Annotated in this window: 6 protein-coding genes; 3 read left to right on the forward strand and 3 right to left on the reverse strand. The window is 68.1% G+C overall.

What is annotated here, in order from left to right:
* Nucleotides 1-6: 6 nt before the first annotated feature.
* From ACNPNP_RS06830 to ACNPNP_RS06840, 3 genes are all read right to left on the reverse strand, one after another.
* Nucleotides 7-465: a GNAT family N-acetyltransferase gene (locus ACNPNP_RS06830; RefSeq protein ID WP_448965306.1), complete on the reverse strand. Its 459-nt coding sequence runs from the start codon at nucleotides 463-465 to the stop codon at nucleotides 7-9.
* Between the two features lie 73 nt (nucleotides 466-538).
* Nucleotides 539-1,048 carry a helix-turn-helix domain-containing protein gene (locus ACNPNP_RS06835; protein WP_448965307.1) on the reverse strand — a complete coding sequence of 170 codons (510 nt, stop codon included), beginning with the start codon at nucleotides 1,046-1,048 and terminating at the stop codon, nucleotides 539-541.
* A 72-nt stretch (nucleotides 1,049-1,120) separates the two neighbouring features.
* Nucleotides 1,121-2,560: an RNB domain-containing ribonuclease gene (locus ACNPNP_RS06840; protein ID WP_448965308.1), complete on the reverse strand. Its 1,440-nt coding sequence runs from the start codon at nucleotides 2,558-2,560 to the stop codon at nucleotides 1,121-1,123.
* A gap of 52 nt (nucleotides 2,561-2,612) precedes the next feature.
* On the opposite strand from ACNPNP_RS06840, the gene ACNPNP_RS06845 reads away from it, so the two are divergent.
* The 3 genes from ACNPNP_RS06845 to ACNPNP_RS06855 are packed head-to-tail and all read left to right on the forward strand — an operon-like array spanning nucleotide 2,613 to nucleotide 6,211.
* Complete coding sequence (locus ACNPNP_RS06845; RefSeq protein ID WP_448965309.1) at nucleotides 2,613-3,383, forward strand: isocitrate lyase/PEP mutase family protein; 771 nt, start codon at nucleotides 2,613-2,615, stop codon at nucleotides 3,381-3,383.
* A gap of 40 nt (nucleotides 3,384-3,423) precedes the next feature.
* Nucleotides 3,424-5,178, forward strand: coding sequence for a proline--tRNA ligase (locus tag ACNPNP_RS06850; protein ID WP_448965310.1), 1,755 nt, complete (start codon nucleotides 3,424-3,426; stop codon nucleotides 5,176-5,178).
* Between the two features lies 1 nt (nucleotide 5,179).
* Nucleotides 5,180-6,211, forward strand: coding sequence for an LOG family protein (locus ACNPNP_RS06855; RefSeq protein ID WP_448965311.1), 1,032 nt, complete (start codon nucleotides 5,180-5,182; stop codon nucleotides 6,209-6,211).
* The last annotated feature ends 24 nt before the right edge of the window (nucleotides 6,212-6,235 follow it).

A 6,235-nucleotide genomic window follows, 5' to 3' on the forward strand; every position in this document is an offset into this window, starting at 1 on the left:
ACCGCGTCAGAGGCTTCGGGTCATGAACACCGAGAGCGGGTCGTCGACATAGTCCGCGAACGGCCCGCACTCGATGAAGCCTTCGCTGGCGTACAGGGCTCTCGCTGCGGCGAACTCGTCCTCTGATCCTGTCTCGAGTGACAGCGAGGCGAGTCCCTCCGCCCGCGCGATGTCCACGACGTGCCGAAGCAGCGCGCGTCCGACTCCTCGTCCGCGCGCTGCATCGGTCGTCCTCATCGATTTCAACTCTCCGCGGTGAGCGTCCAGGCGTTTCAGGGCGGCCATTCCGCCGAGCGTTCGATCGTTCCACGCGGTGAACATCGTCACGCCGGGCTCACGCATCGCCGCGACATCGAGGGCGTGCACGCTCTCCGCGGGGGAAAGGCTCCGCATGTGCGTCAGATGCTCGATGACGAGCGCACGGATCGCGTCTCCGGTGAGATCGTCGGTACGGATGCGCCACATGTGGACATCGTCTCAGGACCGTGTTTCGCGGATGTTGCGTCGTCCGCCGGCTGCACGCGTCGCGGGTGAGATCTCAGGTTTCCGCTGAGGACCGTGCATTCTCACGCGCCCGCCGTGCCCGTCGCGATTCCTTCGCCCGGGAGAGCGGGTACTTCTCGTCGAGGTGGGGCTCCAGATAGATCCGGCGGATCGCGACGAGGATGATGTAGCCGCCGACCCAGTACCCGAGGAACAGCACCAGCCCCTGCGGGAACGTGAAGGCGACGAGCGTCAGCACGACGCCGACGCCGATGTACAGCCACCGCCACGCCCCGCTGATCCGGTCACGCGCAGCCTGCTGCTGTTCGGTGCGGTCCTCCAGAGAGTCCACCCGGCTGCTCAGCGCCTCGCCGTCGATCTCGATGAAGAGATCCCGCACTGGCACGTGCAGGGCTTCGGCGACCAGCGAGAGGGTCTCCAGGCTCGCATCCTGACCCGCCTCCAGCCTCTGGACGGTGCGTATGCCCACGCCGCTCTCGTTCGCGAGCCGTTCCTGCGTCCAGCCCTGGGCCTGTCGGAGTTCGATGATTCGTGTCTTGTTCACGGAATTCATGCTCGCCTCACACCTCCCGCCGGCACCACGTCATGAACACGCCGGCATCCCGCCAACAGGCCGTCAACGACCCGCCACCGGTGACCCGGCGAGCGCGAACTCCACCTCGCCCTTGCCGATGTCGGCACGGACCAGGTGCAATCGCACGGTGTCACCCGGCTTCGCGTTCGAGGCGAGGGGAGCGGACGCCGTCACCGCCGGGTCGGCGATCTGGATCGTCGCGCGATCCTCGCGGATCTCGATGATCGTCGCTTCGACCGTCGAACCGACCAGCGGTGCCAGCAGAGCAGCCTCCACGCGGTTGACGGTGTCGGCGTTCAGCCTGGAGGCGCGCCGGCCCGACTCCTGCATCAGCGCCGGCAGCTGGTCGAGCGACTCGCGCGCCCAGGTCGGCACCTGCTCACCGCGAGACACCGCGAGGCAGATCGTGAGCGCCCAGCGATCCACGAGTCTCCGCAGGGGAGCGGTGGCGTGCGCGTAGGGCGCGGCGATCGCCGCCTGTTCGAGGTCATCGGGGACCGAGCCGTCGAACGTCACATATCCCGCGCCGCGGAAGAGCGATGCGGCCGCTTCCAGGACCGGCTGCGTGAGCGGGTCGTCGCGATCGAGCGAGCGGAGATACTCGCCGTACTCGCCGCTCTTCCACGGCCTGCCCAGCGTCTCTGTCTGCAGGCGGAACGCGGTGAACGCCTTCTCATCCGGTTCCGGCATCGTGCGCAGCACGCCGACTCCGGCGTCGATCATGAGCGTCGCCGCTGCCATACCCGTCATGAGCGAGAGCTGCGCGTTCCAGTCCTCCAGGGGCAGCGGATGCCGGCGGTCGATGCCGTAGGTCCCGTCCTCTCGCTGGACGACCTCCGAATCGGGGAGGTTCAGGCTGGCGCCACCGCGCTGCGCCTCGAGCTTCTGGCGCAGGCCGCCGATCACCGGAAGCAGCGACAGCGCGCTCTCCTCGCCGCGGTCGAGCGACTCCTGGGCGCTCTCGTAGTCGAGCTGCGCGCGGGAACGGATCAGTGCGCGTTCCAGCCGGAACTCTGAGACCGCTCCGGCCTCGTCCAGTTCGAACGTCCACACCAGGGCCGGCCTGTCCTGGTCGGGCAGCAGAGACGCGCGATCCTCGCTGAGCGCGCGCGGGTGCAGCGGTATCGACCCGTCAGCGGCGTACAGCGTCTGGCCTCGCTCACGGGCCGCGGCATCCACGGCACCACCCGGATCGACGAAGTCGGGAACGTCCGCGATCGCGTAGCGCACCTCGAAACCCGAACCGTTTCGGGCGAGGTGCATCGCCTGATCCAGATCTTTGGCGCCCAGCGGATCGAGCGTGACGAAGGGCACGTCTCGCAGATCGAGTTCGGGGTCCGGTGCGGTGGCGGTGTCGGCTTCGGCCACGGCCTCGGGCGAGAACTCGGTCGGCGCGTCGAGGTCTTCGCGCAGCGCCGCGAGCGCGGCGGCGAGTTCGCTCTCGACGGCGGAAGGGGCGATGTGTGATCGACGCTGAGGCATGACTTCACCCTAAGCCGCCCCGCGTCCGCATCCACGGCATTAGCGTGGAGACATGACCGCTGCAGAGAAGGCTCAGAGCCTCGTCGCCCTTTACAACGCACCGGAGATCCTCCGTGTCGTCAACGTGTGGGATGTGATCTCGGCGAAGGCTGTCGCCGACGTCTCGCAGACCACCGCCCTTGCCACCGCCGGGCACTCGATGGCCGCGACCTTCGGGTACGCCGACGGCCAGATCCCGCGCGAGCTCATGCTGGACATGGTGGGCCGGATCGCGGCATCCACCGATCTTCCCGTGTCGGCAGATCTCGACGACGGTTACGACGACGCCGGCGAGACTACGCGTCTCGCGATCGCCGCCGGGATCGTCGGCGCGAACGTCGAGGACCGACTGAAGCCGCTCGCGGAGTCGGTCGCGGTGATGGAGGCGATCGTGAAGGCGGGTGAGGCCGAAGGCGTGCCGTTCGCGCTCAATGCGCGCACCGACGCGTTCGTCCGCGGGGGCGACCGACCGGTCGAGGAGAGCATCGCGGATGCCATCGAGCGCGGCCGTGCGTTCCTCGACGTCGGCGCGACCTGCGTCTTCGTCCCCGGCATCCTCGACGCCGACGTCACCCGGCAGCTCGTCGAGGGGATCGGCGAGCGCAAGATCAGCGTCATCGGCCTCCCCGGCGCCCTCACCGCCGCCGAGTACGAGGCGCTCGGGGTTGCGCGCATCTCGTACGGTCCGATGATCCAGCGCGTCGCGCTCACCGCGGTGCAGGACGTCGCGACCAGCCTGTATGCGGACGGCGTCATCCCCGCGAGTACCCGCGCGCTGAACTGATGGTCCGAGAACGAGTGACCACGGTCACTAGACTTGACGCGTGGTCACTCGTCTCTCGAAATTCTTCCTCCGCACGCTCCGTGAAGACCCCGCCGAAGCGGAGGTCATCGGTCACAAGCTGCTGCTGCGCGCCGGCTACATCCGCCGTCAGGCCGCCGGTATCTTCGCCTGGCTCCCGCTGGGACTGAAGGTCAAGGCGAAGATCGAGACCATCGTCCGAGAGGAGATGGCGAACGCCGGTGCGCAGGAGGTGCATTTCCCCGCCCTCATGCCGCGCGAGCCCTACCAGGCCACCGGTCGCTGGGACGAGTACGGCGACCTGCTGTTCCGCCTGCAGGACCGCAAGGGCGCCGACTACCTGCTCGCGCCCACCCATGAAGAGGCCTTCACGCTGCTCGTGAAGGACCTGTACTCGTCGTACAAGGACCTGCCGCTGACGATCTTCCAGATCCAGGACAAGTACCGCGATGAGGCCCGCCCCCGCGCCGGCCTGCTGCGCGGACGCGAGTTCACCATGAAGGACGCCTACTCGTTCGATGCTTCCGACGAGGGCCTCGACGAGAGCTACACGGCGCAGCGCGACGCCTACGAGCGCATCTTCCAGCGCCTCGGCCTCGAGTACGTCATCGTGCAGGCGGATGCCGGCGCCATGGGCGGATCACGCAGCGAGGAGTTCCTGCACCCGACACCCGTCGGTGAGGACACGTTCGTGCGCAGCGGCGGCGGCTACGCTGCGAACGTCGAGGCGTTCACGACCGCGGTCCCTGACGCCGTCCCGTACGACGACGCCCCCGAGGCGACGGTCTTCGACTCGCCTGACACACCGACGATCCAGACCCTGGTCGCGCATTCGAACGCCGTGCTCGATGGCGAGTACACCGCAGCGGACACGCTCAAGAACGTCGTCCTCGCGCTGACTCACCTGGATGGCACTCGTGAGCTCGTGATCGTCGGTCTTCCCGGCGACCGCGACGTGGACGAGAAGCGCGCCGAAGTGGCGTTCGCCCCCGCCGAGGTCACGACTGCGACCGACGACGACTTCGAGAACAACCCGCTCCTCGTGAAGGGCTACATCGGCCCCTGGTCGCCGACGGGCGCCGTCCTGGGTGAGGAATCCGCCACCGGCATCCGCTATCTCGTCGACCCCCGGGTGTCCGAGGGCACCCGCTGGATCACCGGGGCCAACATCGACCAGAAGCACGCGCACTCGGTCGTCGCCGGCCGCGCCTTCGAGGCCGACGGCATCGTCGAGATCGCGAACGTCCGCGACGGCGACCCCGCACCGGACGGATCGGGCCCGGTCTCGCTCGCCCGTGGCATGGAGATCGGCCACGTGTTCCAGCTCGGACGCAAGTACGCCGAGGCGCTGGGGCTCAAGGTCCTCAACGAGAACGGCAAGCTCGTCACCGTCACGATGGGCTCCTACGGGATCGGCATCACCCGCATCCTCGCGATCATCGCCGAGCTCCACAACGACGACAAGGGCCTCATCTGGCCGGCATCCGTCGCACCGTTCGACGTGCACGTCGTCGCGGCGGGTCGTGATCAGATCGCGTACGACGTCGCGGAGAAGGCCTCCGCCGCGTTGGAGGCCGCCGGATACGACGTGCTCTACGACGATCGTCCGAAGGTGTCGCCGGGTGTGAAGTTCGGCGACGCCGAACTCGTCGGCATCCCCAGGGTCCTCGTGATCGGGCGCGGCGCTGCCGACGGCCAGGTGGAGCTGTGGGATCGCCGCACGGGGGAGCGCGACGCGCTTTCGCTGGATGATGCGATCGCGAGACTGACGTCCTGACATGAGCGACTCGCAGCCGGACGAACTCACCGCGGCGGTCGACGAGATCATGGCCGACGCCGGGATCACGAAGAACCGTTCGTTGATCCGGCGCATGCTCAGCACCGGCATCCTGCTGGGCCAGGAGGACACCGACCGGCTCGACCTCAAGATCGCGTCGGCCGCGCTCGTCGAGATGCGCGATGCGTTCCGTCTGTTCCGGCCGTACGCCGATGTGCCGAAGGTCACGGTCTTCGGCTCGGCACGCACGACTCAGGACGACCCGCTCTACGTGCAGGCGCGCTCGGTCGCATCCGTGCTCGCCGAGCGCGGGTGGATGGTCGTCACCGGCGCAGGGCCGGGCATCATGCAGGCCGCTGCCGAGGGTGCGGGCGAGAAGATGGCGCTCGGCGTGTCGATCCGTCTTCCTTTCGAGGAGAAGCCGGATGCTGTCGTCGCCGATGACACGCACCGCGTGGAGATGAAGTACTTCTTCACCCGCAAGCTCATGCTCGTCAAGGAATCGACCGGGTTCATCTGCCTCCCCGGCGGCTTCGGCACGCTGGACGAGATGTTCGAGCTGCTGACGCTGCAGCAGACGGGCAAGGCCGAGCCGATGCCGATCGTGCTGCTGGACCAGCCAGGCGGCACGTTCTGGAAGGGGCTCGAGAGGTTCATCGTCGAGAGCCTGATCCCGGCACGGGTCATCTCGGCCGACGACTTCGACCGTGTGCTCGTGACGGACTCCGCCGAGGAGGCCGTCGCCGAGATCACCGGCTTCTGGCGCAACTACGACTCGCTGCGCTGGGTGGACGACGTGCTGATCCTGCGGCTGAAGAACACGCCTACGGATGCCGAGATCGACGGACTGAACGCCGAGTTCGCCCCACTGCTGGTCGATGGTCGGATCGAGCTGATCGGCGCCCACGCGATCGAGCAGGCGGACAACGACCGCGTGGAGCTGCCGCGGCTGGCGCTGCGCCTGCGCCAGCGCGAGGTCGGCGGACTGTACCGGCTCATCGACGCGATCAACGCGCTCGGCTCTGCGGCCTGAAGCCACGGGAAAGGTCGCCTGCAT

This window comes from Microbacterium xerophyticum, from assembly GCF_053543555.1.

Excerpts from the sequence above, each read along its gene's own strand:
- ACNPNP_RS06830 (WP_448965306.1), bottom strand. The coding sequence starts at position 465 with ATGTGGCGCATCCGTACCGACGATCTCACCGGAGACGCGATCCGTGCG.
- ACNPNP_RS06840 (WP_448965308.1), bottom strand. The coding sequence starts at position 2,560 with ATGCCTCAGCGTCGATCACACATCGCCCCTTCCGCCGTCGAGAGCGAA.
- ACNPNP_RS06845 (WP_448965309.1), top strand. The coding sequence starts at position 2,613 with ATGACCGCTGCAGAGAAGGCTCAGAGCCTCGTCGCCCTTTACAACGCA.
- ACNPNP_RS06855 (WP_448965311.1), top strand. The coding sequence starts at position 5,180 with ATGAGCGACTCGCAGCCGGACGAACTCACCGCGGCGGTCGACGAGATC.